The following is a 26,723-nucleotide window of genomic DNA, read 5'->3' as shown; positions in this document are numbered from 1 at the left end:
TTCGTCGACATCTCAAAAGAACTTTAGAAAAAAATGACTATTTTTTAGACATTTTTTCACCCACAAGTCATTGTTTTTATTACAAAACTGGTACTTGATAAAAAACCTCACCCAAAAAAGATGAAAGAAAATTGGTCATTTTTGAAGTTAATTGCCTTTAAAATAGACATATATGAATGATTCATCATTTTCCCTTACTACGTTGTCTGCTAATCCCGAATATTTTGAGAGTGTGATCGCTCTCATAGAGAAGGAATTCCACTACTCTAGTGAATTTTCCTTCGCGCGCGACTTCGCTCTGCTTATGGACCCACTTAATTTTGAAAATTGTTATCTTTATGTGGATACAGCAACCAATCAAGTGGTTTCACATTTAGCAGTCTGCCCTCGAGTGATGACAAAAAATAATCACCAAATCAAAGTCGCTTTCATTGGTGGTATCGCCACAGTGAAAGAGTATAGAGGAAGAGATCTTTTTAAGGGACTCATGAATCACGCTTTAAATGAACACTCTAAAGAGTGTGCTCTTTTTATTCTATGGAGTGAAATCACCGGCCTCTATGAGAAATTTGGTTTTCATCTAAGTGGAGGGCTAATTGAAACAGGACACGCTGTCTTCACTAACAATGACCGCCCGGTGGGATTTCAAAAAACAACATTTAAAGATCTCTCTCCTAAAGATTTCGACTCTCTAAGAAGTGTGTATTCACAGTTTAATGAAAAATATTTTTTTACTGTTATCAGAGAAGAAAAAGAATGGTCCATCATTAAAGAAATGACTTCTATTGATCTTTATATCAGGAAAAATCCAGATGGTGTTTTAGAGCAATACTTCTGTGTAAACAAAGGAAGAGACCTTTCAAACATTATCCATGAAATTGGCTGCCTTCCCGATCAATACCTTTCTCTTATGAAAACTCTTCAGCGTTTTAAAACCTGGCTTCCTGAAAGCGAGCTTTCTCTATCAAGCAACAAAGACATCTTCTTTACTGCTTTTATGCGCCTTGGAAACTATCAGGTCTTAAAAGAATTCCTGCAAAAAACCAGTGAAGGCTCTTTAGAGCTTTATGATATGACCGGCGATCAGATCAAATTTAAATTTGAACAAAAAGAATATCAGGCCACTCATCAGGATTTCCTGCAGTACTTATTTGGACCTCGTCCATCTGTGGAGTTTGAAAAATTCCTGCTGTCCCCATATATTACAGGGACAGACAGTATTTAGAATTCGTTTCTCTTCACCACGGCCGGCTTAAAAATCGAATTGATGTGCTTTAAAGAGATCTCATAAGGGAAGTTCTGATTTTTGATATTGTTCATTTCAATAATCGTCTCTTTACTTAAACGCGACAGATCCGACTTCTCCATGAAGTCATAATCAATGGCCCCCGCATCCTGTTTTACAAATAAAAAAGACTCATCAGCAATGCGGTAAGGGAAGAATGTCTTAAACCCAGCGTAATAGAATGTGCTCGCCAGAACACTGTTATTGAGAAGGTTTCTTTCATTAAAGATCGTCGTCACCATGACTCGTCCACGAATGTTATCTTTGATCTCGTTTTCTTTATCGAAGAAAGGAGCATCTAAAATAGCAAATCCATCCGGGTTCAAGGCCTTTCTAACATACGTGTAGAACTCCACGCTATAAAGCCTCGCCAGGTCGTATGAGTTTGGGTAAGGGAAATCGATAAAAATAGCATCAAACTTCTCATTAGTGTTTCTTAAAAAGTAAAAACCATCATTGATATGGACTTTAACTTTAGGGTTAGAAACAGAGTGCTGGTTAAGTTCAGCAAAACGCCCTTTGGCCAATTCGAGCATCTTTTCATCTAATTCGATGAAGTCGATTGACTCAATTTCGTCGTATTTTAAAAGTTCGCGTAAAAGAAGACCATCTCCCCCACCTAAAAGCAGAACTTTTTTAGGCACTTTCTTATTCACTGCAATTGAAACGTGAGCAAAGGCCTGGTGATAAAGAAACTCTGTGGCCGTATTGAACTGGAAGTTTGTATCTAGGGTTAAAATCGTCGAGTCCTTCACCTCGCCGTTATAGACAAATGGGTAACTAAAAATATCCAGGTATTGGTAAAGCGATTTTGAGCGCTCAACTTCTGGCAAGCGATCGAGTTTATGATAGAGATTTTCAACTTCCTGCTTACTCTCACCTAGAATTTTAGGCATATAGTAGAAAATTTTTAAGTAAGTCTGAGTGATCTTGTGCTCACTACTACTAATGAGAATACCCAACACTAAAATGGCACATGAAAAGGCATAATAAATTTTCTTACTAACTTTTAAATATCTCACAATGAAGTAAACGCAAACGGCAAGGTTTAACAAGGCCACTGCCACTGACGTTTTAATAACATCTAATTTAGGCAGAAGAAGGTATGCAAAAAACGTTGTCCCCACCAGGGTTCCAATGTAGTTAATACCAAAAATCTGGTACTCGTTATCATTTTCTTCACCTAGTTTTTCTTCTGCAATTCTTACCATTAGTGGAATTTCAAACCCAGAGAGTAAACCAATCAAAAATGTCAGGGCCTGAACCATGACAAAAAAGACAATCTTTAATGCAAAGAGATTTTGTAGATAAATACTCGAGTGATAATTTCCTGTATAGAAGAACAAGTTATCAATGTATTTATACCCTCCATGAAGCATGTAGACATACACAACACTGATCATCCCAAAGAATGAAAGAACGATTTCAGTGTTAACAATGCTCTTATAAGTATCGCGCAGACGATCTGAATAATAGGCGCCAAGCCCCAGACCTCCGATATAAATACCGATGGTCATCGACTGCCACCAAATATAATTACCAGTCACGATGGCCAGTGTGTTGGCCAGAAGCAATTCGTAGACGATACTACAGAAGGCCAGGATAATGGTAATGGCCAGGATTTCAATTTTTACAGCTTGTCTATTATTCATGGCTGACCACCAAAGTAAAATTTCTGGATAATCATTTCATTGACCGTGTCTGAATTGAAAATCAAGAGTACCCATCCAATAAGCATTATAGCAATAAAGAGTTTGTACTTATTATTGTCAATTTTAAGTTTAATCATCACAAATAACGCCACCAGGATATTCATCGCTGAAACGACATAACCAATGGTGAAGATATGCAACTGAGGAAGAATCATAATAGGAAAAAGAATCGCTCCAATAAGCGTTCCAAAATAATCGTAGGCTAAAACGTAACTTCCCTTTCTCTTATCAAATTTTTTTCCCATATCAATCAGAAGCGGAAGCTCCAGACCTGACAAGAAACCAATCACCACAATTAAAACGTGATTTAGAGTAAAGAGTGGCATTTGAATCCAGTTTGAAAAATACGGGACTCCACTACTTTTAGCGATATTGTTAAAAGCATAATCGAAAACCAAGGCCAGGACAGGGGCCGATCCACCGACTAGAGAAAGAAGAAGCTCATACTTAACAAACTCTTCCAGGACATCTCGTTTTACAAACTTTTTATAGAGAAGGGCACCAAATCCCATGGCTGCGATATAAAGACCGATCGTTGTGTTGTAGCGAAGGGCCGTATTCCCCATTGTCGTTGAAAGAGCTTGAGCTAAAAGAAGTTCATAAAGAATACTGCAGCAAGCAGTTATGACCGTTACAAGATAAATCAAGTTTAAATTGTTGGAAGTAACAGGTGTCCCGATTTTCCCACGAGAAAGAAAACGCTGGTCTACTTTCTCAAAAGGCACAACCTTAGAGATTTCGTTAACGATCTTCTTTAAGTCCGTTTCCATGTTACAGACATAAATATCCAGCGAGATAAAACGATTTTCCGGGTAAGTGTGCAATGAAAAATGCGACTCTGCCAGGATGAAAACAATCGTTTCTCCATGCGGAGTAAACTTATGTTCAATTTTACTCACCACCGTCAGATTTTTTTCAATGACATCTTTTATGTGTTCGATATCCGCTGCTGTGAAATCGCGCTCACAGACGGCATCAAATAACAAATGCTGGGACCTCGTGTCCATACTGTTACCTATCTTCTTTTTTGCAGAATAATGTCACTTAATGGCGACACTCTAACAAAATAACAAAGGGCCAATGTAATAAAAATGTAGATATAAACTTCGAATGTTGAAGCAGTTAAAACTCTCCCAAACAAGCTGCCAAACATAACGCTCGTTGGTGCTATGACCTTCACAAAAAGAATGCGGTGAAGAGCAAAGATCATCAAAGAATAAATTCCCATCCAGTTAAGTAGTGGGACGTTGAAAATAATCTTTCTTCTCTCTAGCCACAAAAAGGCCGAAATCACGATTGCCTGAACACCTAGGACATAAGCTGTTCCTGAAAAAGTGCGGGCAAGGTCGTGCTCAGTCCTGAAAAAGTCATCGCGGTACATGACAAACTTATCACCGATAAGAACATAAATTAAAACTAAAAGAAGCCCCATTCCGGCAAACAAAAAATCTTTTTTATGTTTATACATCGGGAGATGGTAATGGACATAGCCCATAATAAAACCTAAGCATCCTGACAGGATGAAATACTCCAGGCGCGCATCGTATTCATATCCTGGATGGATCGTGCTTCTTACCATTGATTCAAAAAAATCAGAAATAAGCTCTACCGGGATAATAAAACGTAGGCAAGAAAGCAGGGTCAAAACTAACACTCCCCTGATTCCCAGGAATTTATAAACTAAGGATAGCGCCCCAAGGACCACCATCCACAACATAATTGGATAAAATGAAATCGCCTGCCCGAAATTAGGGGCCACAATAAAGTTCTCAAACACGAAGTAAAGAAAGATAAGACCGAAGACTTTAAACCTTGAACCCAGGCTTTCTCCAAAAGAGAGCTGATCTTTTCTGGCCAGGTTAAAAGCTGCCATAGTCAGATAGACCTGGCTTACCCATGGAGTAAAAACCATAGCAAACCAATAGTTCAATGTATCGCTGGAAATTTGTTTGCCGATCATGGGAAAATGCACACTGTAGGTGCTGGTCAAGGCCATGGTGTCTCTAAAATAATCCACGTACCACATGTTAATGTAGTACGTGAAATGTTGTTGTAATGCCAGGAGAATGAAAAAGCCGCGTAAGAAATCTAAGTTAACAATTCTCGAGCTTAATTCATTATTATCGTTTGTCTTCAATGACATCCTTGTCTTTCTTTCTGATCAATACTTTATCGTAGTTTCTGATATAAGCATTGGTTACTTGTTCAAATAAACTCTGACCATCTTTGGACTGATATTTATCTTTGTTTTTATTTCTTGCATCGATTGCGTCTGCTAGTCTATCTTGGTCTGCGCTCGATGCTGCACTTGATCCCGATCCTGAGCCCGATCCAGAGTCTGCAGTGTTGTTGTTTGAACTGCTTGATGAAGATGATCCTGATCCACCACCAAACAGAGCGCCTGTTCCAGATGTTCCATAACCAGAGTTCGATCCAGCACCGTAAATGTTCTTAGCATCTTTTTTCGCAGCATTTGAATCAGAATTAGATCCTGAAGAGTTGCCGCCAGCAAACAATGAGCTTCCACTTCCAAATGAAGAGTTTCCTGTTGCAAAACTCTTACTGAACTTCTTAGAAGTCGCTGCCATTTTAGCAGTACGCTCTTTATCTCCGTTAGATGCCATCGCCTTATTATAAGTATCAAGTGCCTTTAGCTGCTCTTTTCTTGATGCTCTCAAGTTACCAACCGCTTTTAAGAAGTTCGCCTGGTCTGTTGAAAAATTAGCTGACCCGTTAGCACCGGCCAGTTTTGATTGCTCGGCAACTGTCGTTGAGCTTAAATTCGATAACTGGCCATCAAGGGCAGAGTTATCAATAAGAGCATTCATTGTCAGAAGGTTATCCAGGGCCTTTTGCGTTTTATCAATCTCTTTAGCCAGAAGTGCTTTTTTAACTGCATCTAACTGGTTTGTTGGTTTATCCGCATAAAGCTTTAAGTTATTCAAGTAATCTTTCAGGTACTGAGCGTTCAGTTTATTTAAACTAATTGTCTCTTTTGCCAGACCAGTTGTCAGAGTCCCTGAGATATCAACTGCCATATAACGAAGGTAATCTAGAAGACCGATCGTTGGGTAACTGATTTCTTCTGGATTCGATTTCTTCGGCCATAGGAAGTGGTACTCGTAAGCATAGTTAGCAAAAGCTTCAAGGTTTGCTGTTTCAGTTTCTTTTAAGAATCCTTCACTGATGGCGAAAGCTTTTGCAGCATCTTTAATTAGCTTCACTTTATCGCGATTCATGAAATAAGTTTTTTCTAAATCCTGTCCAAGTCTTGGAAGATAACTTCCAAGGATGTTGGCGTCGATGAATACTTCAGACAGGTAAAGCTCCGATACGAAGTTACCGCCACCTTTTTTACCACCACCACCAGTTGCACCTGGGTTTTTCATGATCATGGCATTTTTAGCGGCCTGGAATCCTTCTTCAATCTTTTCAGCATAAACTGGCTGATTAGAAAGGATCGCATTTCTAGAAACTCCAGCTGGAATCCATGGGTCAACGATGTAACGAGATTCTTTATCTTCACTAATAACTGTGAAAGCTTTTAAACACGCGCTCGCTGAAGCGTGGATCTTACAGATATCGTTGTATGGCTGAACCAGAGTTCTCGTATACTCCATACATGTTTCTTTCTTACCGCAAGAATAACTTCTTGGAGGGATGTCATAGTCATTGATCTGTGGTCCAACCTGGATCCATGCACCTTTAAGGGAAGCAATCATCCACAATCCTCCGGCACCCGTTGCGGCCGAAGCTGTGATAATACCAGCAGTCATCCATGTCGAAAGAATTGAAGTTGTAGCAAATCCACCAAGGATAGCAATAACCCCGGCAGCTAATAAAGCACCAATGAGGGCCCCTAGACCGGCCACACTTCCACTAGGATTTTTAATGTTGAACTTAAATAGTTCATATTTTCTTGTTTTTGTATCTCTCCATTTAGCTTCTGAACTTGCCCAGCCAGAAACTTTATTAAGAGCTGTATAAGCTTCATTGTTATCGATTGTCAGTGAAGCATAAAAAGATGAAAGGTTTGATGTCCACACTGTTAGAAGACGTTTTGCTTTAATACCTGAAGCATCACCGTCCAGCTCATCGAAGTTTGTTGATGGGTCTGTGTACTTAGCGTACTCTTCACAGTTCTCTCTAAAGAATGTCTTTTTCGATTCGTCAGTCTGCTTGTTGTAACCTTGAACATCAATACACATACAAGTTAGTTTTTTATTGATGTTTTCGATTTTCTTATTTGTATCCGCACGAACTAGCTTGTGGTTTGCAGCTACCTTTTTTAAACGTGCATAAATTGAAGTGTCAGCATTCCCATTTGTCGTCCAATAGTCCGCATCAGCTTCCCCTGACATAACAAAGTCAAAGGCCAGCATCGCAATCTCGCGGTCCATTGTTCCGTTTTCTTTTAGACCATTATAAAAGTCATCTCTGAAACGGATATCACATGTAACGAAGTTAGACTTTTTATCAAAGACTAATTTCGCTTTGTTTTCATCCATGTTCAGAGCTTTTCCTTGCTTAGATTCTGCACGAAAGTTTTTATATTTTTCTGTATCTGACATGATCCCTGACTTCAGGTCTAGTCCGTCATTTTTAGCACCGTTATTAAGGAACTTTTCTTCGTCTTCCAGTTCTTCTGCTGCCGTTTTAGCTCCAGTAGAACTTTGAGCTGTTTTTGTCGCAGCTTCAAGCTCTTCTGCCAGGTACTTATAGTCATCAGCATTCAGCTTACTACCAGTCATCGCTGCATACTCATTACTAGCAAAGAATTCACTCGCTGGTGAATATGTTTTTCCACTGGCCGTAGTGATAGAAGAAGGTATCGTCGTCTGGTTGTCTCCTGAGCCTTCAGTTCTTGAATTTGTCAGAGTGACATTACCAAAACCCGAAACATTGACCGATGTCGATGCACCGTTATTAAGCGATTGAGCTTCGGCTTTCTTTAATGTTTCAAGAGTAGAAGCATTCGCTGCATTTGATGAACTTGTCCCCAATGGGTCAACACCATAAGTTTGAATGATGTTTTGTCTTAGCTCAGCTGACTTATTAGCAACTTTGATAATATTACTTTTTTCACTTAGTTCAACGCTCGTGCCTCCACCGACAGGAGTATAAAGAACGTTACCAGTTGGAAGAACTTTTAGAGTTCCAGATCCCCACGTGAAAGTAGAACCAACAGGTGCATCTTCATGTTGGGCCATTAGCTGGTCAAATGAATTCTGAATTTTTTCAATTTCCCCTGCATCTGCCGTTGAGATGAAGAAGCTCGCGAAAGCAACAAAGATTGACTTGATTGGTGAAACGCGAACTTGCGGGATAACTGAAGGTGGAACGTCTGGAACACATACGCCTTTACCATTCATATAAAGCCCCTCGCAACATTTCTGTCCTCTTTGAGGTTTACCACCTGTGCTTACACAGTCTTTACAGATAAAGTTTGCCTTACATACACCACCATTACATGAATTTGAACAGCAGTCAGAATTTTTCTTACAAGATTTACCTTGAACTTCACACTCTCCAATTCCAGAAGTTTGTGAGTTATAAGGAAGACAAATACCAACACCACAAACAGGGTTGGCCATACATGACTGACCAAGGGCCAGTGGTCTATAACAACGGAAGACTTCTTCACATACTTTTACTTTTGAGCCTGCTTTTTCTTCAACACACTCGCCAGAAGCACACTCTGCGTTTTCAGCACATTTATCTCCGGCCTTCTTTCCTCTACCAATCGCCACTTGAACTGGATCTGGTGCACACTTAAGACCGTCTTCACAGCTCCAAGTATTACAAACATTTCCTTCTGCTACTTTGGCCAGTGCTTTCTTATTAATGTCATCTAATTCTCTTTCGATGAAAGCATAAAAAGCTTCTTCTACTCTATCTGGTGAGACGCCTGGATTTTTTGAGAATGCTTCATAGTTCTGTTTAATTTTAAGCATCTCATCACGAGTGAATTTCTCTTGTTTTAAGTACTCTTCAAGTTCAGCATAAAGACCTGGCTTAATGATCTGAAGATCAACGCGTCCTTTATTCTCAACTTTATGTTCTGCAATTTCTTGCTTCACTTCATCTAAAAATTTTTTTCTGTCGTCACTTGAAAATCGATCCTTTGCAAAGGCGATATTCAAAGTCAGGGTAAACAAAATTAAGATTTTTAGCATACGTACCTCGTTATCAATATTTATAACTATATTTTAAGGGCTTATGTGATTGGGGTAAACAACATCCATGTTTTTCCTACCTAAGCGGTTGAAACGATGAATGCCCGATGGAATTTGACCGATTTTTAGACGACTCTTTTTCTTGGCAATAGAGATTTTGGCCAGCTTTCCCTAGCGGCGAAGGCTGGCAATACCTGAAGAGAACAATAGGATACCCATACTCCACATGATCCAGCTTCCTGTAGGAATCTGGCTCCAGTGAGAGATATCTTTTGCTCCTATTATAAAGATACCTGAAAAGAACATGACTGAAGCCACCAGTGCAAATCCCATAAAAGTGATCGCCCCAACAGCAGCATTAAACTCTCTTTCATACCCGGTATTTTTAACTTCAATGGCGTAGCCCTTTTTAGCGAAGTCGCGCAGGAACCACTTTATATGGCGTGGAAGAACACGCATGGTAGATGTTAGGTCTCTTGCGGCCCAGGCCGCTTCTTCTAGAAGTTCGTCTTTACTAAAAGTGCTCTCGATGATTTCTTCGATATCTCCTTCAAGGATCCCGAAAATGTTTAGGTCAATACCCAATTGCTTTCCTACACCATCAAGAGTGATCAGAGCTCTAAAGATGATGTACCACTCACGCGGAAGATATATTTGGTGTTTTTTAAGCGTGCTTAAAACAACAGCTAAAAGATCAGAAAAATTTGTCTGTTTTACTGATAGCCCAACAAATGGGCTTAATGATTCGCGCACATCGCGGATAAGAGCGTCTGTATCTGGAATTGTCTCGTATTCAGCGACATCTAAAAATTCATAAACCAGGTTTTCGTAATTGTATGAAAGAATGGCATAAATAATAGCAATAAAATGATGGCGTCCACTCTTACTTAAACTTCCCATCAACCCAAAATCGATAAGACCGATTTTTCCATCTTCAAGATAAAAGAAATTCCCACCATGAAGATCAGCGTGGAAGAAGCCATCTTTTAAAAACGTCTTTAAGAAAAGTCTTACTCCGTATTCCATCTTTGGGATCACTTCGCTCTTTCTTGAAAGAATCGCTTCGTTATCTGAGAAAGGAATACCAATGAGCTCTTCGATCACCAGGACGTCTTCTGTCGAATACTCTTTGAAAACCTTTGGGATGTAATACATCTTCTGGTCATCATGCTTTTCAATGTTCTTTCTTAAGCGCTCACAGTTCAGGGCTTCAACATGAAAGTTTAGTTCGCGGTGAAGTGTCAGGGCAAAGTCATTTACAACGCGAGAGATCCCCAGGTACTTAAGTTCTTTACTGACTCTCTCTGCTTGAATGGCAAGAAACATCAGGATAGAAAAATCTGTTTCGATTTCTTTTTCAATTCCTGGACGTCTGACTTTAATAACAACCGGAGTGCCATCGTGTAAAACAGCTTTGTACACAACTCCAATTGAAGCCGTGCCGATGGCCTCTTTTTGAAATGAGCTAAATGCGTCTTCAACTTTTTTCCCAACAGCTCTTTCGATGCTGGATCTTACATCTTCAAATTCAACTGGCTTAACTTTGTCTCTAAGCATCCTCATTTCTTCAAGGAAAGATGGATGGAAAAGATCATCGCGAGAACTTAGTAACTGACCGAACTTAATAAAGGCCGGCCCTAATTCTTCAAAACATTTACGCAGGCGAAATCCCAACACCTGGTTCCAATCTTTTTCCGACTTATCCGCAAGTTCTTGAGTGATCGTTTTCTTAGATTTAGGTAAAACAAAATTTGGTATTTTATTAGTAGTATTTTTTGTAATGAATTCATCAAAACCGTGTCTGGCAAAAACCATGACGATTTCCTGAAGTCGACCGACGTTCCTGATTGTTTTTGAAATTCCAATACCAGCTTTAATCAAATCCATGAAAAAACCTTTTGAATGAGATGTGCCTATATTATAATCGAAAATAATAACAATTGAGGTGATTTTGCGCGTTTTTTTGATTTTCTTGCTTATTTTTAGTTCGATCAGTGCTCACGCTGTTGAAACATGCTCGCGCGTGGCCATTATCAACTACCAGGAAGTCCTGATCGATTCAAACACTTCTGAAAAAGGTGAAGGACTGCGCTACCACCTGGAAAAAGATCCAATCGCTTTACAATACCTCAACACTTACCAAAAAAATTCAGGCATCCGCTGGCCTTCAGCCGTGCTAGGAACTGCAGGAACAGGGCTTTTGCTCTACGGATTTTTTAATTCTAATTCTGAAGACCGCAGGCTTTTTATCATTGCCGGGACCACAACCATCCTGGTGAACTTTCTTGTAGCGAGAACACTGGAAGTTTCTAACGAAACCAACCTGAACAAAGCCATCGAAGAGTACAATAAGCGCAATCTTCCAAAGATTTATTTCAGCCCGGAAGCATCGCAAAGTCAGATCAATTTTTCTAATATTAAATTAGGTCTTGTGCAGCAATGGACCTTTTAATCATAATGGTTGAGTAAATGAATAATATTACCTGTTATCACTGCCATAAAACCATTCCCATTTTAGGAGCCTTCAAGATCGTTAGAACTGAGGAGTGCCCCTATTGCTCTACGAGCCTGCATTGTTGTAGAATGTGTACTTTCTATGACCCGAAGGTTTACAACGAGTGCCGAGAATCGAACGCCGATAGAATCGTCGATAAAGAAAAGGCCAACTTTTGTGACTACTTCAATCTTTCAGATGGATCTCAAGCTGGGACATCAAAGGAAGACTTAATTAACCACGCAGCTTCACTTTTTAAAAAATAGGATTACGACCATGGATGAATTGCCAATCACATTAGCTGGTAAAAACAAGCTAGAAGCTGAGCTTAACCAACTTGTAAAAGTTGAACGCGAAGAGCTTAAAGTGGCGATTGCCGAAGCCCGTGAACTGGGTGACTTAAAAGAAAACGCTGAATACCATGCAGCTAAAGAAAAACAAGGAATCGTTGAAGGGCGTATCGCTCAACTTCAAGGTATCCTGGCGCGCTCGCGCGTTGTTGAAGTCAGCAAAATCAAAAGTACAAAAGTTGTTTTTGGTGCAACTGTCTCTCTTTTAGACGTGGAAAAGAACGTTAATATTACTTATAAAATTGTTGGCGAAGATGAATCTGATATCCGCGACAATAAAATTTCCTACAATAGCCCATTAGGTAAAGCGCTTATCGGAAAAGAAGAAGGCGATACAGTTATCGTGAAAGCACCAAAAGGTGACATTGAATACGAGATTGAATCATTTGAATTCGTTGACTGAGAAAAAAACATCAAAGAAAGAACTGGCATGGTCTTCAAGTCTTGAAGACCTGCTGGGTAAAGCTTCCAAAAAATCCTACGAAAAACTCGTTCTCGCTGGCATCACTGAAATCTCTGACTTTCTTTGGGTTTTTCCTCTGAGAGTTGTTGAACTCCCTCCCCTTCGCAGTTTTGAATACATCGAAGAGGGACGCATTTTCATTGGGCGCGCCAAAGTTTTAAACGTTCAAGCTAAACCCAATTTCCGCATCCGCGGTCGCGGGAAGGCCATGCTTTATAATATCATGGTGCACGTTCAAGATTTACTCTCAGATAAAATCCTGACCCTCAAGTGGTTTAACTCATACGGCTCAGTCACTTCAAAAATTTCTAAATGCACCTATATCGAATTCATGGGTGAAGCCTCTGTTTTTAACGGTCAACACCAATTCGCTAACCCGGATTTTTTCCCGTTGGAAACTCCGGATGATCCTTCCCCTTTTGTCACTGTTTCCAATGAACTAAAAATCCAGTACCCAACAGTGAACACTGTCCCGGGTGTGCAGATTAAAAAGTTCATTGATAAGATCCCTAAAAATCTTTGGGACAATATCCCTGAAACTCTGCCAAAGAGTTTAATGACTAAAAACAATTTCCTTTCTCTTGGCGATTCTTTCAAAGTGATTCACGCCAAAATTAAGCCCAATGCTGATTTAGAAAAACGTGCCGAGAGCCGTTTGATCTACGAAGAATTTTTTGAAGACCAATTAAAAATTTATCTCAGAAGAAAATACTTTAAAAAACCTAAAGCTAAAAAATACGAAGTGAGTGAAGAAGTCTATTCATCATTTGCGAAACTCTACCCTTATGATTTGACTGTCGATCAGGCCAAAACCCTTCAGGACATCCGCCGCGATTTAAAGAGTGAGCACCCGATGATGAGGTTGGTTCAAGGTGATGTCGGTTGTGGGAAGACAACTGTCGCTATGATCGCTGCTATGATCGTTATCGAAAATGGCGGTCAAACTGCACTCATGTGTCCAACCGAGGCCCTGGCCATGCAGCACTTCGCTTCGGCCCGCGAACTTTTTGGCGACGACACCGTGAAATTCCGCCTGATCCTTGGTTCCACTCCTGCAAAAGAGAAAAAACAAATCCAGGCCGATTTATTAAGCGGAGATATTGATTTTATCATTGGGACGCACTCACTGATTCAAGAAACTATTCAGTTTAAAGAGCTAGGCCTGGCCATCATTGATGAACAACATAAGTTTGGTGTCGATCAAAGAATTAAATTAACCAGTAAGGGTCAGGGCACTCACTGCCTGATTATGTCAGCGACTCCGATTCCAAGATCGTTGAGTCTAACTCAGTATGGAGACCTTGATATTTCTTCTATTAAAACGATGCCAAGCGGACGCAAAGGCCACAAAACCAGAATCGTGACAGAAGAGACTTATCAACAGTATTTAAACTTTCTCATGACCAGACTCTCTCTTGATGAACAGGTTTATGTCGTTGTTCCGGCCATTAATGAAAGTGCCGAACAGGACTTCCACAACCTGACTGACACATTGGAAAGATACCGCAAGTATTTCCCCAAATTTCGCGTTGAAGGACTTCATGGCCAGATGAAGCCCGATGAAAAAGCAAAAATGTTCACCGACTTTAAGGCCCACAATATTGATATTCTAGTTTCAACCAGTGTTATTGAAGTTGGGATCAACGTTTTAAACGCTACGATCATGGCGATTATTAACCCTGAGCGCTTCGGCCTTTCTTCCCTGCACCAGTTGCGTGGACGTGTTGGTCGCGGAGATAAACCGGGCTTTTGTTTTTTAGTTAACGATAAAAAGATTTCTGCTCTTTCAATGGAAAGACTAAAAGTCATAGAAAACAACACGGATGGGTTTAAAATCGCTGAAGAGGACTTAAAACTTCGTGGCGAAGGTGACCTTTTTGGGACAGACCAGTCTGGTAGTTTATCGCAAAAACGCCTGGCCAATATCGTTTTACACGCCGACATTCTTTATCAGGCGCGCGAAGACGCCTTTGAATTAATCAAGGCTCAGGACCCGGATATCAGCAGGCTTCTGGAGAAGTTTTCATCTGATTCGCGAATTTTTACGACCGTTTAATAAGTAATTTTTATAAGACCCACCTTTGAATTGTAAAAATCTGCTATACCCACTGCCATGGAAATAGTGATTGAAACATCTCTTGGGGCCAAGCCTCTTCCAACTCTCTCAAAAAAAGACCCCGTCGTCTCGCAAGTTGCTGCCGACTTAAAAGACCTTCTGGCCCAGTTCAAAGACCCTAAAAAAGGTCTCAAAATCATCTCGGTCAAAACATCTATCCACGAAAAAACACTCAATAGACTTCTCAATGAAGAAAATCGTGCCAGCTACATGACAATCTTCAAACTTTACCGCTACATTCTGGATGAGAATGACGATGCAAAAATCCTGGATCTCGCACCTGAAGTTATTAAAAATTATCTCGTGCAATCCAATCCTCAACTCCTGACAGAGCAAATTACATTCAGCTCTGGCATTGATCAGGAGCTGGCAAAAAATCCGGTCTTTGGGGAAATCTATATCCTCTGCGGAACAGGTCCACTTAGTAAAAATGAACTTCTCACTCGCTTTGGCCATTACGGTTTAAGCATTTTAGAAAAAATGCTCAAACAACAGGTCTTAAAAGAAAGTGGCTTTGAGGTCTATGAATTAGGTAAAAACCAGGCCAATTTTGGACCCGAAAGCATTATCAATCTTGGGACTCATCTTGCCTTAAATCACGTCAAAAAAATCAATGGCGATCTGCTCGATCAAAACTTTATGGGTTTGTATGCCGAAGGCCTTTCGGATGAAGCTTATAAACAATGGCTCAAAATTGATCAGGAAGCCTTTAGAAAAAAAGTTGCACTCTCTTCAAATAAAAATAATCTTGGTTCTATTAGGGCATTCACCTTTATGACCACAGACTCTCTCAATATTGAGGTCGAAAAATGAAAACATCATTAATTCTTATGGTACTTACATTAGGTTTTACTTCTTCTGCCTTTCCAGGCGTAGGAGGAAGTCATGGTGGTAGCACACTTAGTGCTTCATGGAGCGAAATCAAACGCTCGCCAAGACTGGAAATAGCCTCTCCTCAAATTCACTTTGTTTCACAAGAGAAAATTACGGTTGCCGTAGATGTCATGGAAGTTTGTGTGAGTGGAGACACTCTTCGAACAATCAATGCCCGCAGTATCTATACTGGCGATGATAAAAAAGACAGTTATGAAATTCTTGAAAGGAGCCGCACCTACATGGCAAAAGTTCCTTCAAGGAAAAGAAATGCAGAAGAAATTAGTGTAAAAGCGGAAATCCCTCTTAGATATGAAATTGATATTATGGCGAAATTAAAAGACCGCAGCTATAAACTCTTCTCAAAAGATTACATTATTCCTGAATGTAACAGAGAAGGCGAAGCTCTGGAGTAAAAACAGCAAAAGGCAGAGATAGAAACAATCTATCTCTGCCGGCAACTAGTTAATTCGCAAGGGGGGAATTAATTAGTTCTTGTGGTCGATAACTTTTACGCATTTGTATCCTGCGAATACGAACTTACGAAGCTCTTTGCTCCAAACGTAGTATGGTTGAGATTCGTAGTTAGCTGGACAGTCAACAGCTAGAGTTTCTGCAGCTTCGAAAGCTACGTCATTAACGTCTGCTTCGTTAGCGAAAGATAGAGTTGAACCAAGAACTAGAGTAGCAAGTAATACAGCTTTTAACATGTGTGTCTCCTGTGACAAGTTATTAATGAGGCGCTATCTAATCGCTTCTGTTTTTTATCGTCAATCAAACATAATCCTCACCCTTCACTCTTATGGACATCTTTAGACACGACGGTTTTTGTGTCCCGGTTTGCCTGGACAAGTAGTGTTTTTGTCCAAAAATACCCGAGTGATATACACGAACAAATAAAAATGCCGGCTGTAAAAATCCTGCGATTTGCTATAATGAATGTCATGTTACACTTGGAAATTTTATCTTCCAGCGATCCTCTAGCCGTCGGACTCTACGAGTTTGAATTCAATCACGTTCATATTGGCCGCTCGAAGAAAAATGATCTTATTTTTTTAGACCGCGAACTTCCACTTCAGTACATGACGATTCAAATTATCCAGGATAAACATGGACCTGGACTAATAGTGAAGAGCTTAACCCGCGCTCCTTTTTTCTTCGTCAATGGAAAGAAGATAAGCGGTGTTTTAAAGATACGTCCCAATGATGTAATTGCCTTTGGTGAAAACAAAATAAAAATCCACGCTTTTGCTCCTACGTCTGATGAAACAGACTTAAGCGAAGCTTTCAAAGGATTTGCCGCCAACGCCAGCGAGCTGAGATTTGTCCTGGACTTCATTGAAGAAGTATTGATTGAAGTAGAAGAGAAAAACCAAAATGTTTAAGAAAAATCACCCGAGCTATTTTTATACCAGTGATGGCATTCGTCTTTTTTACAACACGAATTTCCCTCTTCAAGAGCTCAATCCGGAAAAACCGGTTGTGGTGTTTATTTACGGCCTTCTTTGCAGCAACAATCACTTCAAATACCAGATTCCGTTTTTTGAAGAGCAAGGCTATCAGATTCTTTTGCATGACTACCGCTTCCACTTTGCTTCGTCTGGTGACGGCGATCTGGAGACGTGTAACTTTCCCAACATCGCTAAAGATCTTCACGAGCTGCTAACAGAATTAAATATCAAAAAAACTCTTTTTGTTGGCCACAGTATGGGAGTCAATATTTGCCTTGAGCACGCCCGCCGCTATCCGGAAGACGTGAGTGCACAAGTTCTTATCTCCGGCACAGTTGTTCCTCCACAGGACATCATGTTCGATTCAAATATTGTCGACATCACTATGCCTTACATTGAAGCTTTTACAAAAAAATACCCGGAACTTTATAAGTCTGTCTGGAAACACTCTTTTAAAAACCCGATTGCTCAGTATGCGATCTTTGATGGTGGATTTAATAAGAAACAAGTTGAGATGGAGTTCGTTCAGCTCTATATGAAAAAAATCAGCGAGCTTCCTGAGACATTATTCTTTCACCTTTTAAAGCTAATGCACGATCACGATGTCATCAATCACCTGGAGTCTATCCAGACGCCAACCTTAGTGATTGGTGGTGATAAAGATAAAATCATTCCAAATTATCTTCAGCAGATCCTCACCAAACATCTGCCAAAAAGCCAGCTCTACATCGTAAAAAATGGCTCGCATGTACCACAGGCAGATTTTCCCGATATGATTAACTATAGGATCAATCAGTTCACTAAAAAAACATTGAAAGCTTAGATTTCGATTTGTTTGTATTCGATAATCGATTTAAAAACGCGCTTCATCGCCGATCTCACCTGCTGACGCTTATACTCCTGATGAGAAGCCTCTCCTTGTGAGTTCGCCTTAAAAGCTTCCTGATCGACAACTTGAATTTCGTATGGGTAGAAGAAACGAATATCTCTGGCCACCAGTGAGATGTCCATATTGAGAACTCTGCGGGCAAGTTCATTTTCTTCCGGGTTAGAATTTTTAGCAATCCTTCTTAAGTCGTTAAACTCCTGAAGAAATGGATTTTTATACTCAATCAGCTGACGACAAGTGAATTGAATCGACTGATAAGCTTTAGATGTATGCTTGTTTCTTTCATTCTCTGAAGGCTCAAGATGTGCTTCAGCGGCCGCTCTTTCCATCGCCGATAAAAAACGCTCTTCTGAAAGATTATTTCTAATGGCCATCTTTAAAAGCGATTGATGAGACTCTTTAAACTTCGCCATATCAATCATCGTGTTGATCGCGCGGCTTGGTTTATTATTATGAGGAATAACGATATTCTTTTCCATTAGGAAACGAATCAATCTTAAAGAATCAAAACGCGTATGAGTAATAAAACGCACTCCAACTCTATCAAAAAGCTCTTCGGCCACGTTTTCAGCTTTATGTAAAAGCTTAATGATAACACTCTCGCGGGTCTTTTTAGATTTCGTCTCAAAATCAACTAAAGGCACGCGGTCGTCAGTTCCCCTGACTCCAATAAAGAGTTTGTCGTCATCACTTCTAAATACATATTTATAAAAACGATCAAAGATCTGAGTCTGAACAATATTGAAGTAATTCGAACGAAGGTCTTTATCAGCGTGCATAATTGTATGCATAACTTTTAAAACAACTTCCGCCCAAAGCTTATCTTCTTTCTTGACGATGTTGTCGTCAGTCGCCATTAAAAAGAGCTGGCTGATATCCGAAATCATCAAAAGAGAATTGGGAACTTTAAGATCCAGTCCGTCCGGGTTTCCTTCTTTTAAGAAGTACCTGCGAATAAACTGCATGGCCTCCTGGAAATTTCCAAAGAGTTCTGATTTAGCTACGCGGTCGTTGGGATCAAGGCCATAGCCTTTAAGAAACTGGTTAACTTCATCAATGCTGGACATAGGCCCGAGAAAGTTCTTTGTATCGAGGGCCGACTTTCCGCCGATAACGACGTCGAAGATTTCCCAATCGAACATATATTTTTGAAGATAACTCGGTCTTTCCATTTAAAGCCTTTTTAAGATCCAATAATCAAGCTAGACTATTATGTAATGAATGATGCTAATCGACCAGAACGAACAAGACCAGATATTCTTTTCCTCTCTTTCTTTGGTGTAGGTTTTTTGCCTAAAGCACCTGGAACGTGGGGAACTCTTGCTACGCTTCCATTTCTCTACTTCATCGGAAGATTTAATCCTCCGTTTTTTTTATTCATTCCATTCATTGTTATCGTGACTCTGATTTCATCATTTGTCACAGATAGCGTGCAAAAAAAATTCAATCTGCACGATCCACAGTTTATCGTGATCGACGAAGTTTTAGGAATGACCACTGCGTGGTTATTCATCCAACAACACAATCTCGCTCACCTCTTTGTCCTCTTTATTCTCTTTCGCGCATTCGATATTAAGAAGATCTGGCCAGCGTCGTATTTCGATCAAGAAGTGCATCATGGTGCGGGAACTATTCTCGATGATATCGTCAGCGGCGTGTATGCCGGAGTCGTCTACTTGGGCATTAACTACCTTTTCGGCCAATATTTAAATTTTATCTAACTTACGCTAAAATTACGCTTGACTTGCGCAAAGTTTACGCACAAACTGAATATAAGAAAAAAATTGATTCTTTAGCCGTCAATTTGTGATGTTTTGACCCCGTTAGTCTAATAATTACAAACACTTGATTCTGTTATAAGTTGATCAATTTGCATAAGTTTTAAGTTATCGAATAACCACAAGAGTGTTAGCGTTAAAGCACACACATATTGAGATCCTCCGGAGGAATAATGTCACTACAGAAAACATCTGCTGCTCCATCACCAGAAAAATTAAAAGCTCTTGATCTAGCTCTATCTGCAATTGAAAAACAATTCGGAAAAGGCGCGATCATGAAACTAGATAACAAAACTGCGACTGAAAAATTAGCAGTCATCCCAACAGGATGTTTAAGTCTAGACCTAGCACTTGGAGTTGGTGGTATTCCTCAAGGTAGAATCATTGAAATCTACGGACCAGAATCTTCTGGTAAAACAACTCTTACTCTTCACATTGCGGCTGAATGCCAAAAGCAAGGTGGAACAGTTGCTTTCGTAGATGCTGAGCACGCTCTTGATACAACATACGCTGCAAAACTTGGCGTAGATATTCCAAACACTCTTATCTCTCAACCAGACTCTGGAGAACAAGCTCTAGAAATCGCCGATATGCTAGTTCGCTCTGGCGCTGTTAACCTTCTTATCGTTGACTCGGTAGCTGCTCTTACTCCAAAAGCAGAACTTGAAGGTGAAATGGGTGATTCACACATGGGTCTTCAAGCAAGACTTATGTCACAAGCTCTAAGAAAACTTACGGGATCAATCTCTCGTTCAAACTGTACAGTTATCTTCATCAACCAACTTCGTATGAAAATTGGTGTTATGTTCGGTAACCCAGAAACAACAACTGGTGGTAACGCTCTTAAGTTCTACGCTTCAGTTCGTCTGGATATCAGAAGAACAGCTGCGATTAAAGATGGTGAATCTCATATCGGTAACAGAACAAAAGTTAAAATCGTTAAGAACAAAGTTGCTCCTCCATTTAAAGAAGCTGAATTCGACATTATGTACGGACAAGGTATTTCTAAGGTTGGAGACATCCTTGACCTAGCTTCAAACAACGGTATCGTAGAAAAAGCTGGAGCATGGTTCTCATACAACAACTCTAAGATCGGTCAAGGAAGAGAAAACTCTAAGACTTTCCTAGAGCAAAACCCAGAAATGCTAGAAGAAATTAAGCAAAAAATTCTAGTGAAATTTGGTCTAGCTGATGGTTTCCCGGCTCCACAAGTTGACACAACAACTGGTGAGATCCTTGAAGAAGAAACTGAAAAAGCTCCAAAGAAATCTAAAAAGAACATCCAATAATTAAATACTGACTTTAGAGTCCCACTCTCCTCGAGAATTTGAGGCCCTGGGACTCCAAAGTTTTTAGACCAAACAAATGTCAAAACAAGCGTACAGCTACCTCGTAAAACTTCTTTCATCGAGAGATTATTCTGAGCATAAGCTTCGCGAAAAGCTCCGTGAAAAAAAGTTTCCTGCAAACGAAATTGAAGATGCGCTTAACGAGATCAAGGAACGCGGTTTTCTACGTGAAGAAGCTTATTCTGAAGCCCGTATCAAAGGCTTTATGAGTAAAGGATACTCGGCCAATTATATCAAACAAAAACTTCAGCAAGAAAAGCTCGATGTGTCTGAAGAACATATTTATGAAATCTTTGATGAACATAGAGTCAGTGAAGCTGAGCAGATTAAAAAGTTATTAGCTAAAAAGTTAAAAGGTCTTTCGGAAGATAAAGAAGAGGCCCACAAGGAACGACAAAAAGCGATTCGTTTTGCTTTAAGTAAAGGGCACAATCCCGGAGCTGTCTTTAAAATCCTAAAAAGCAATTTCAACAGCGCCGGAATCGAAATAGAACCTGAATTATTTTAAAGAAATTCCCATTTCATTTAGAAGGAAAACATATTTTTCACCTGGAAGTCTCTCCAATGTGAAGTCCCATGTTAATCGGACATTGATCTGCTCAAAATAAACTGTTTTGTTTTTTCTTTCGCAGGCAAACTCCCCCCAACCATTAAGAGAGAGAATGTAGTGATAGTTGGCCGTTCTTCCTTTTTCCCAATAAAGGTTTTCAAGATTTGCTCCAACTAGCTTGTCACCGTTAGTGCATTTATAAGCGGTCATCAATGAAGGAACTTCATATTTTTCGCCGTTATACTCTAGTACATACTGAGCAAAATCGTATTGATTGCTGCTAGCAAAAAGAGTGAAGACAAATTGGCTGCCCAGAACATCATAAGTGAGTTCCTTAGTATTAGCTTCCATCATAGTGCGCACACTTAAGGCCAGATCATCCAGAAAAGAATGAGAAGCGACACCAACCTGGTGCCCAATTTCATGAACAAGCAGGGCCACCATCGAAGAGTACAGCGCATCTTTAGGATAATTATGAGCTTCAGTCAGGTTGATGAAGATTGGGAACTCATCGCTAAAGCCTGTTTTGGCCACACGGATTTCCGGGTCCAATTCATCCTGCATATATTTTTCGAAGTTTTCCCCAGAAAGGAACACTAAACGATTTTTTTCTTCTCTATTTTTAAGAACAACTTCTCTGATCTTTTTTAGAACTTCACGTCTTTCAGATTCCTGGTAACAGTCTTTGCTGTTAAGGCATTGAGAGATGTAACGATCCAGGCTGCGGTAGATATAAAGTGAAGCCTGCTCAACAGCGCCACCCCCATTCCCCACAATGTCTGCTCCACCTGAAGCTTTCATGGCCTGAAGGCTAATCGTTAAAAATTTTTGGTTAAGCAGAGCTCTATCCTCGTCTGGAAGATAAACACTCGCGCTTAAGTTTTTAGAAACAAAAAGTGCAATCAGTAACAAGGCCGATTTAATATTTTTCATATTCACTTCCCTAATGCTTCAACTGTTTTGTTAGTTCAAAAAACTGCACGTTCATCTGGTAGACATCTTCTGCCTCTAACTCTGAAAAACGGCTCGAAAACTCCTTAATAAAATCAAAGATAAATTTCTTTGCTTCAGGAAGGTTTTCTTTTTTAATTCTCATTGTCGTACTATTAATCTGTCTCTGCTCCACTTCCTGCTCCATGAGAGCTTCCTGAGCCAGCTCCATCATCCCGTAGTGGTGCTTTTTAATCGCTGATGAAGGAATGTCATTTGAAGTGATGAGACCTGGTTTCACTACGCGCAGACGATTTGTTTCATCGCGCTTGATGATTTCAAGATCTTCAAGGTCTTTAAGGGCCTTTTTGATTTGTCCGACACTGACTTTTTTTCTTAAACGTTTATGAATCCAGTTTTCATCTTCAATGAAAGAGTCGGTAGAAATGAGCTGCTTAAGCGCAATGTAATACCATTCACTGATGGCCGAAAACTGTTGAAGGTCGATTGAGTAAGAGTTTTTCTCTGTACTTAATTTCTGAATTTGCTTGAGGTGCTCGTTAACGTCCTGGTTTTTTGTCTTTTTTCTTTCCAGGTCCACGAGAAGTTTAAAGTAGCGCTCTTCTCTTCCGCTCATCTTAAAGTCTTTAACTAAGCGCTCGATCATATCTTCAGAGGGAAGGCGCTCTCCAGTAAGAACCATCGAAAGGGAACTGGCCGACTTATAGCCCAAGCGCTTCGACCAATTCTGTAGATTGTGATGGTCGTGCGAATACATCCCGGAAGGCAGACCTTTCTTTAACATGAAGGCCTTAAAATCCGAAAAATCAAATAGACTAAGTGGCAGTTCTGTCGTTTCCATTCTTACCCTTAAATTTTAAAAGAAGTGCCCACGAGGGGCGCGGGCACTTCAGTATTTAAACGATTACTCGCAAGCTGTGATTGAGTATTCTTTTGTGAAAAGGTGACGAGTTGTTCCTTCTTTTGGAGAAACGATTTTTAGAACGTCTACGTCAAAAGAAGTTGGTTGAGCGTATGAGTAGTCTTCGTACTTAACACAAACGTCTTGCTCTTTTGAGTGTCTGTACTCAACACATCTTGTTCCAGTCACTTCATTGTTTACGATTCCGAAAGCTTTTGAAGTAGCTGCACAGTAAATTCCACCGTTTTGACCTGGTTTAACTGCGTATTTTGTACATTTTTCGATAACTTTTTTAGTTCTGATTGTGTTTCCATCAAGACATAGGAAATCAACACCAGTCCAAACTCCGTGAGTCATTTGAGCAGATGGCCACTCGATTTGAAGAGAGCGGTCTTTGTTAAGAGATGACCAAGAGTCATTTACAGAAGCTGCAAATACGTTTGAAAGGCTAAGAAGAGAGATTGCAAGTACGATAGTTTTCATTTTTTTCTCCAGTTGTAATTAATAAGTTCACTGTTAATTCGATGAGTGAGTTTTATTAACTACGGAACCCTTTCACAATTATTTTTCACGAAACCAATACATTTGTTTTCACCGGCCGTGAAGTCCTTTGTAAAAAAGTCGTGAAAAAACAATGCGCCGAGCCTTCAAGCTATTGAAAACATGGTCCTATCATTGGAGAATCCATTCCCGTTTTATAAAGTTCTATGGTACTCTTAAGTCTTCAATTTAGTGTACTTTTGACAGGATATTAGGCACATGGAAACAAAACTGACCGGACAACAAATTAGAGAAAAATTTGCAACCTACTTTGCGAAAAAATCGCATGAGAAGGTGGCCTCGAGTTCTTTAATCCCTCATAACGATAAAACTCTTCTCTTCTGTAATGCCGGAATGAACCAGTTCAAAGATTATTTTACTGGTAAAGCAGTTGCGACTAACAAGCGTGCTGTGAGCATTCAGAAATGTGTACGCGCTGGTGGTAAACACAACGATCTTGAAAACGTAGGACATACAGCTCGTCACCACACATTCTTTGAAATGCTTGGTAACTTTTCTTTTGGTGATTACTTTAAAGAAGACGCTATTAAGTTTGCCTGGGAATTTTTAACTGAAGAATTAAAAATTCCAAAAGAAAAACTCTATGTCACAGTTCACTACTCTGATGATGAAGCCCGTGCTCTTTGGAAAAAAGTTGCTGGCCTTACAGACGATCGCATTTTCAACAAAGGCGACAAAGACAACTTCTGGGAGATGGGAGAATACGGGCCGTGCGGTCCTTGTTCTGAAATCTTCTTTGATCATGGTGAAGAACACACAGATGTAGGTTTAGTAAGAAAAGATCCAAACGACCTACTTGAAGATGAAAAAAGATATGTTGAAATCTGGAACCTGGTTTTCATGCAATTTGAAAAAACTCCAGAAGGAAAATTCTCTCTTCCAAAACCATCTATTGATACTGGTGCTGGTCTTGAGCGCGTAGCTGCTGCTCTTCAAGGTGTTTATAACAACTACAACACTGATATCTTTGCTCCCATCATGAGAAAGATTGAAGAAGTTTCTGGCAAAAAATACGAGCCAAACTCAAAAGACGAAAAAACAAAAGCAGCTTTCCGTGTTGTGGCCGATCACATTCGCTCAGCAACGATGTTAATTACTGACGGGGCTATTCCTTCTAATGAAGGACGTGGATACGTTCTAAGAAGAATCATCCGCCGTGCTGTTAAATACTTAAACGAGCTTGGAGTTAAAGAAGTTTCTTTCTACAAACTTATCCCTGCAGTTTTTGAATCTCTTGGAACTGAGTACCCGCAAAACGCAGCTAACGCTGAACTTGCTGTTAAACTTCTTGAGCTTGAAGAAAGAAAATTCAGAGAGACACTGGAAAATGGTCTTAAGTATCTGCACGAAGCTCTGGCAAAAGAAGTTACAAATAAAATCTTCTCTGGAAAAGCAGCTTTCAGATTATACGACACATTTGGATTCCCGGTCGACTTAACAGAAATGTATCTGGCCGACCAAGGGATCGCTCTCGACCATGAAGGCTTTGAAAAGGCCATGAAAGAGCAAAAAGAACTTTCTAAGAAATCTTGGAAGGGTGGTCTTGATAACTCTGATAAAGTTTTCCACGCAGTTAAAGAAAAAACTGGTGCAACGAATTTCGTAGGCTACGACAAATTAGAAGTTGAAGCAAAACTTGTGGACGTTATCGACATGGGTGAAGCGAAAGGACTTGTTTTTGATACAACCAGCTTCTACGGCGAGTCTGGAGGACAGGTTGGTGATATCGGTGTTGTGAAGTCTGGAAAAAACACTCTTGCTCACATTGATGACACTCAAAAGCCAGTTGATGGACTTCACGTTCACATTTCAAAAGATGCTGACGCTCTTGAAGTTGGAAAATCATATACTCTTTCTGTTGATGCTCACACCAGAGCTTTAACAATGAGAAACCACTCTGCGACTCACTTACTTCAGTCTGCTTTAATCAAAGTTTTAGGTGCACACGTAAAACAGGCCGGGTCTGTTGTAACAAGTGAGAAGCTACGTTTTGACTTCACTCACCTTCAAGCGATGACTAAAGAAGAAATTCAAAAGGTAGAAGACTTAGTTAACCAGGAAATCCAAAAAGCTCACGGTGTAAGCGCTGATCATATGAGCATGGATGAAGCTCAGAAAAAAGGTGCCATGGCCCTTTTCGGTGAGAAATACGGAAATGTTGTCCGCGTTTTAACAATGGGTGATTTCTCAACAGAACTTTGTGGAGGAACGCACGTAAGAAACACTGGTGACATCGGATTAATCACAATCCTAAGTGAATCATCTCTGGCGACAGGGGTTCGTCGTATTGAGGCGACAACATCTGAGACAGCGGTTAACTACTTAAGCCACAGATCAAACCTTCTTAAGAAAGTTGAAGGGATGTTCATGGATAAGGAAGAGCGCGCGCTGGCAAAACTTGAAAACCTATTTAAAGATTTAAAAGACAAACAAAAAGAAATCGAAGCTCTTAAAGACAAAATCATGGCGAGTGAATCTAAAGACCTCTTCAGCAACGTTGAAAATATCGGCGGTGTAGATGTGGCCATTGTTGAAGCTCCAGCTGATAGCGATTTAAGAAAGCTTTCGGATATGTTTGTGAGCAAGTTCCAAAACGGAGCCGTTGTTCTTTACAATACTAGTGGTGACAAAGCGACAGTTCTCGTACGCGCGACAAAAGGCGTAACTAAACTAAACGCTGGAGACGCTCTGAAGGAAATTCTTTCAGTCGTTAACGGTCGCGGCGGTGGAAAGCCAGACATGGCCCAGGGATCTGGGGATGCTAGCCTTCTTGCGAAGATCGCTCCACAAGCAAAAACGGTGCTTAAATCTAAACTAGGGTAAT

General features: G+C 40.1%; 23 protein-coding genes. 13 read left to right on the top strand and 10 right to left on the bottom strand.

Features of this window, described 5'->3' with window-relative positions:
- Positions 1 to 172: 172 nt before the first annotated feature.
- Positions 173 to 1,225, top strand: coding sequence for a GNAT family N-acetyltransferase (locus AC6JA8_RS00925; RefSeq protein WP_497975359.1), 1,053 nt, complete (start codon positions 173 to 175; stop codon positions 1,223 to 1,225).
- On the opposite strand, the gene AC6JA8_RS00920 is transcribed toward AC6JA8_RS00925, so the two are convergent.
- The 5 genes from AC6JA8_RS00920 to AC6JA8_RS00900 form a co-directional block, all read right to left on the bottom strand.
- Complete coding sequence (locus AC6JA8_RS00920; RefSeq protein ID WP_497975358.1) at positions 1,222 to 2,937, bottom strand: spermidine synthase; 1,716 nt, start codon at positions 2,935 to 2,937, stop codon at positions 1,222 to 1,224. The genes AC6JA8_RS00925 and AC6JA8_RS00920 overlap by 4 nt on opposite strands.
- On the bottom strand, positions 2,934 to 4,004 hold the full coding sequence (locus AC6JA8_RS00915) for an S-adenosylmethionine decarboxylase (protein WP_497975357.1): 1,071 nt from the start codon (positions 4,002 to 4,004) through the stop codon (positions 2,934 to 2,936). The genes AC6JA8_RS00920 and AC6JA8_RS00915 overlap by 4 nt, the downstream gene beginning before the upstream one ends.
- 8 nt (positions 4,005 to 4,012) lie before the next feature.
- Entirely contained in the window at positions 4,013 to 5,134 is a 1,122-nt protein-coding gene (locus AC6JA8_RS00910; protein ID WP_497975356.1) for a hypothetical protein, read from the bottom strand.
- On the bottom strand, positions 5,118 to 9,173 hold the full coding sequence (locus AC6JA8_RS00905) for a hypothetical protein (RefSeq protein WP_497975355.1): 4,056 nt from the start codon (positions 9,171 to 9,173) through the stop codon (positions 5,118 to 5,120). The genes AC6JA8_RS00910 and AC6JA8_RS00905 overlap by 17 nt, the downstream gene beginning before the upstream one ends.
- Before the next feature lie 171 nt (positions 9,174 to 9,344).
- Positions 9,345 to 11,060, bottom strand: a complete 1,716-nt coding sequence (locus tag AC6JA8_RS00900) for an ABC1 kinase family protein (RefSeq protein WP_497975354.1) — start codon at positions 11,058 to 11,060, stop codon at positions 9,345 to 9,347.
- Positions 11,061 to 11,124: 64 nt separating this feature from the next.
- Here AC6JA8_RS00900 and AC6JA8_RS00895 point away from each other — a divergent pair, with 64 nt between their 5' ends.
- The 6 genes from AC6JA8_RS00895 to AC6JA8_RS00870 are packed head-to-tail and all read left to right on the top strand — an operon-like array spanning position 11,125 to position 15,885.
- Entirely contained in the window at positions 11,125 to 11,625 is a 501-nt protein-coding gene (locus AC6JA8_RS00895; protein WP_497975353.1) for a hypothetical protein, read from the top strand.
- Positions 11,626 to 11,642: 17 nt separating this feature from the next.
- Positions 11,643 to 11,933, top strand: coding sequence for a hypothetical protein (locus AC6JA8_RS00890; RefSeq protein WP_133566639.1), 291 nt, complete (start codon positions 11,643 to 11,645; stop codon positions 11,931 to 11,933).
- Positions 11,934 to 11,943: 10 nt separating this feature from the next.
- Positions 11,944 to 12,420, top strand: coding sequence for a transcription elongation factor GreA (greA, locus tag AC6JA8_RS00885; protein ID WP_497975352.1), 477 nt, complete (start codon positions 11,944 to 11,946; stop codon positions 12,418 to 12,420).
- A complete protein-coding gene (locus AC6JA8_RS00880; protein ID WP_497975351.1) occupies positions 12,395 to 14,536 on the top strand; it encodes an ATP-dependent DNA helicase RecG in 2,142 nt (713 codons plus the stop codon). The genes greA and AC6JA8_RS00880 overlap by 26 nt, the downstream gene beginning before the upstream one ends.
- Before the next feature lie 57 nt (positions 14,537 to 14,593).
- Positions 14,594 to 15,409: a hypothetical protein gene (locus AC6JA8_RS00875; protein WP_497975350.1), complete on the top strand. Its 816-nt coding sequence runs from the start codon at positions 14,594 to 14,596 to the stop codon at positions 15,407 to 15,409.
- Complete coding sequence (locus AC6JA8_RS00870; protein WP_497975349.1) at positions 15,406 to 15,885, top strand: hypothetical protein; 480 nt, start codon at positions 15,406 to 15,408, stop codon at positions 15,883 to 15,885. Before AC6JA8_RS00875 ends, AC6JA8_RS00870 begins: the two co-directional genes overlap by 4 nt.
- 72 nt (positions 15,886 to 15,957) lie before the next feature.
- On the opposite strand, the gene AC6JA8_RS00865 is transcribed toward AC6JA8_RS00870, so the two are convergent.
- On the bottom strand, positions 15,958 to 16,179 hold the full coding sequence (locus AC6JA8_RS00865; RefSeq protein ID WP_497975348.1) for a hypothetical protein: 222 nt from the start codon (positions 16,177 to 16,179) through the stop codon (positions 15,958 to 15,960).
- Positions 16,180 to 16,413: 234 nt separating this feature from the next.
- On the opposite strand from AC6JA8_RS00865, the gene AC6JA8_RS00860 reads away from it, so the two are divergent.
- Together AC6JA8_RS00860 and AC6JA8_RS00855 are read left to right on the top strand one after the other, a co-directional pair.
- Entirely contained in the window at positions 16,414 to 16,854 is a 441-nt protein-coding gene (locus tag AC6JA8_RS00860) for an FHA domain-containing protein (RefSeq protein WP_497975347.1), read from the top strand.
- Complete coding sequence (locus tag AC6JA8_RS00855) at positions 16,847 to 17,743, top strand: alpha/beta fold hydrolase (RefSeq protein WP_497975346.1); 897 nt, start codon at positions 16,847 to 16,849, stop codon at positions 17,741 to 17,743. The genes AC6JA8_RS00860 and AC6JA8_RS00855 overlap by 8 nt, the downstream gene beginning before the upstream one ends.
- Here the strand turns inward: AC6JA8_RS00855 and AC6JA8_RS00850 are convergent.
- Complete coding sequence (locus AC6JA8_RS00850) at positions 17,740 to 18,981, bottom strand: TIGR04552 family protein (RefSeq protein ID WP_497975345.1); 1,242 nt, start codon at positions 18,979 to 18,981, stop codon at positions 17,740 to 17,742. The two genes, AC6JA8_RS00855 and AC6JA8_RS00850, sit on opposite strands and share 4 nt — an antisense overlap.
- 45 nt (positions 18,982 to 19,026) lie before the next feature.
- Here AC6JA8_RS00850 and AC6JA8_RS00845 point away from each other — a divergent pair, with 45 nt between their 5' ends.
- The 3 genes from AC6JA8_RS00845 (at position 19,027) to AC6JA8_RS00835 (ending at position 21,444) form a co-directional block, all read left to right on the top strand.
- Positions 19,027 to 19,530: a phosphatidylglycerophosphatase A family protein gene (locus tag AC6JA8_RS00845; RefSeq protein ID WP_497975344.1), complete on the top strand. Its 504-nt coding sequence runs from the start codon at positions 19,027 to 19,029 to the stop codon at positions 19,528 to 19,530.
- 230 nt (positions 19,531 to 19,760) lie between these two features.
- Positions 19,761 to 20,876: a recombinase RecA gene (recA, locus tag AC6JA8_RS00840; protein WP_497975343.1), complete on the top strand. Its 1,116-nt coding sequence runs from the start codon at positions 19,761 to 19,763 to the stop codon at positions 20,874 to 20,876.
- A gap of 76 nt (positions 20,877 to 20,952) precedes the next feature.
- Positions 20,953 to 21,444 carry a regulatory protein RecX gene (locus AC6JA8_RS00835; RefSeq protein WP_497975342.1) on the top strand — a complete coding sequence of 164 codons (492 nt, stop codon included), beginning with the start codon at positions 20,953 to 20,955 and terminating at the stop codon, positions 21,442 to 21,444.
- Here the strand turns inward: AC6JA8_RS00835 and AC6JA8_RS00830 are convergent.
- From AC6JA8_RS00830 to AC6JA8_RS00820, 3 genes are all read right to left on the bottom strand, one after another.
- Positions 21,436 to 22,419, bottom strand: a complete 984-nt coding sequence (locus AC6JA8_RS00830) for a hypothetical protein (protein WP_497975341.1) — start codon at positions 22,417 to 22,419, stop codon at positions 21,436 to 21,438. The two genes, AC6JA8_RS00835 and AC6JA8_RS00830, sit on opposite strands and share 9 nt — an antisense overlap.
- Positions 22,420 to 22,429: 10 nt before the next feature.
- Positions 22,430 to 23,278 (bottom strand): TIGR02147 family protein, encoded by an 849-nt coding sequence (locus tag AC6JA8_RS00825; RefSeq protein ID WP_497975340.1) that lies wholly within the window; start codon positions 23,276 to 23,278, stop codon positions 22,430 to 22,432.
- Positions 23,279 to 23,341: 63 nt separating this feature from the next.
- Positions 23,342 to 23,821 carry a hypothetical protein gene (locus tag AC6JA8_RS00820; RefSeq protein WP_497975339.1) on the bottom strand — a complete coding sequence of 160 codons (480 nt, stop codon included), beginning with the start codon at positions 23,819 to 23,821 and terminating at the stop codon, positions 23,342 to 23,344.
- Positions 23,822 to 24,097: 276 nt separating this feature from the next.
- Here AC6JA8_RS00820 and alaS point away from each other — a divergent pair, with 276 nt between their 5' ends.
- Entirely contained in the window at positions 24,098 to 26,722 is a 2,625-nt protein-coding gene (gene alaS / locus AC6JA8_RS00815; protein ID WP_497975338.1) for an alanine--tRNA ligase, read from the top strand.
- Position 26,723: the final 1 nt, after the last annotated feature.

This window comes from Bacteriovorax sp. HI3 (genome assembly GCF_059738875.1).
The sequence above is the reverse complement of the archived record's forward strand: the minus strand, read 5'-3'. Positions and strand labels throughout refer to the sequence as shown.